This is a genomic window from Bullifex sp. (assembly GCF_034103065.1).
Lineage (GTDB): Bacteria > Spirochaetota > Spirochaetia > Sphaerochaetales > Sphaerochaetaceae > Bullifex.
The window spans coordinates 1-1,467 of the sequence record NZ_JAXEGN010000296.1 but is presented as its reverse complement, the minus strand read 5'-3'; the positions used below and the strand labels follow the sequence as shown (position 1 = coordinate 1,467).

Annotated in this window: 2 protein-coding genes; both read left to right on the top strand. The window is 37.2% G+C overall.

The features are described 5' to 3' along the window. Positions 1 to 712, top strand: a 712-nt coding sequence (locus tag SOY52_RS11120) for an ATP-dependent helicase (protein ID WP_320849023.1), incomplete at its 5' end; no start/stop codon positions are given. A 321-nt stretch (positions 713 to 1,033) separates the two neighbouring features. Further along, positions 1,034 to 1,462, top strand: coding sequence for a 50S ribosomal protein L13 (gene rplM, locus SOY52_RS11115; protein ID WP_320849022.1), 429 nt, complete (start codon positions 1,034 to 1,036; stop codon positions 1,460 to 1,462). Positions 1,463 to 1,467: the final 5 nt, after the last annotated feature.

Below are 1,467 nucleotides of genomic sequence, written 5' to 3'. Positions count from 1 at the left end.
TAGACTTGAAAACTTATCTGCATTAATTTCAGCTCTCAATGGTCTTGCTCCTGGAAGAGAAGGTCTTGTTTCTTTCTTAGAAAGTATTACTTTGGATAGAACTACACTAAACAATAGCGAAGAAGATGTAGAAAATAGCGTTAAGCTAATGACAATGCACAATACTAAAGGTCTTGAGTTTGATACTGTATTTGTAACAGGCTTAGAGGAAGGTGTTATGCCATCCATCAGAGATAGTGATTCAAGAGAAGATATTGAGGAAGAAAGAAGACTATTTTATGTTGCTGTTACTAGAGCAAGAAAGAAACTTTATTTAACTTACTCAAATAAAAGAATGCTTTGGGGACATTGGAATTACCAAGATCCATCTAGATTTATAGGTGAAATTCCAAGAGAGTATTATAAAGGTGAAGTTATTAAAGCAAAATCATCTTATACTACTCCATATGCTTTTGAGGTTAGAAAAAGTAATATTACCAACACGCCATCTTGGGCAAAGAATATTGTTTCTACCCCAACTAAGGTTAAACCAGAGAAAAAGCAAAATGATATCGAATTTGAAGTAGGGGACAAGATTAAATCTCCATCATATGGACGTGGGGAAGTAATAACTAAAGAGATTAGAAACGGTAAAACAGTTATTAGAGTAAAATTTGATAATGGCAATACTGCACTATTTAATACTAAATATGCAGATCTTACTAAAATTTAAGTCTTAGCTACTGGACAAAAAATCGTTATCTAGTTTATATTTAGCCTGCTGTCTTATTTGGACAGTTTATATGCATGCCCTGCAAGAACTACTTCTTATGTTCCTGCGTTTGATGAAAGCCTTCCTCAAAGGCAAGATGAAAAACAAAGGAAAATTAGAATTTAGTTCTAGAGATGAGGATCTCTGCCATTAGAAGCATCGTATATCAATGTTCTTTTCCGCCTTTCCTAGAATGTTGTGATGATGTGGACGATGAATCAGAGAAGGTGAGCCTCACCTTATAGCTGGAAGTGCAAAATACAAATTGACAAGGAATTTTGTATGAAGACTATTTTCGTTAAACCGCAGTCAGTTGAGAAGAAGTGGTATCTCATTGACGCAGAAGGTAAGAATCTCGGCCGTGTTGCTGTTGCAGCTGCAAGGATCTTGAGAGGAAAGAATAAGCCAGAGTATGTTCCTCACCAGGACATGGGCGACAATGTGATCATCATCAACGCTGCAAAGGCAGCTGTTACTGGTAACAAAGTTCTCGATAAGAAGTATTATCGTCACTCAATGTTCCCAGGTGGACTTACAACCGAAAGTTACGGTGAGCTCATCGAGAGAAAACCAACATATCCAATGGAACATGCTATTAAGGGTATGCTCCCACACGGAAAACTTGGTAGAGCGCTCTATACTAATTTAAAGGTATATGCTGGCGCAGATCATCCACACATGGCTCAGCAGCCAATCGTTGTTGAACTTTAAGGAGT

Bases quoted from the DNA above. Each gene is read 5' to 3' on its own strand.
- rplM (WP_320849022.1), top strand. From the start codon at position 1,034: ATGAAGACTATTTTCGTTAAACCGCAGTCAGTTGAGAAGAAGTGGTAT.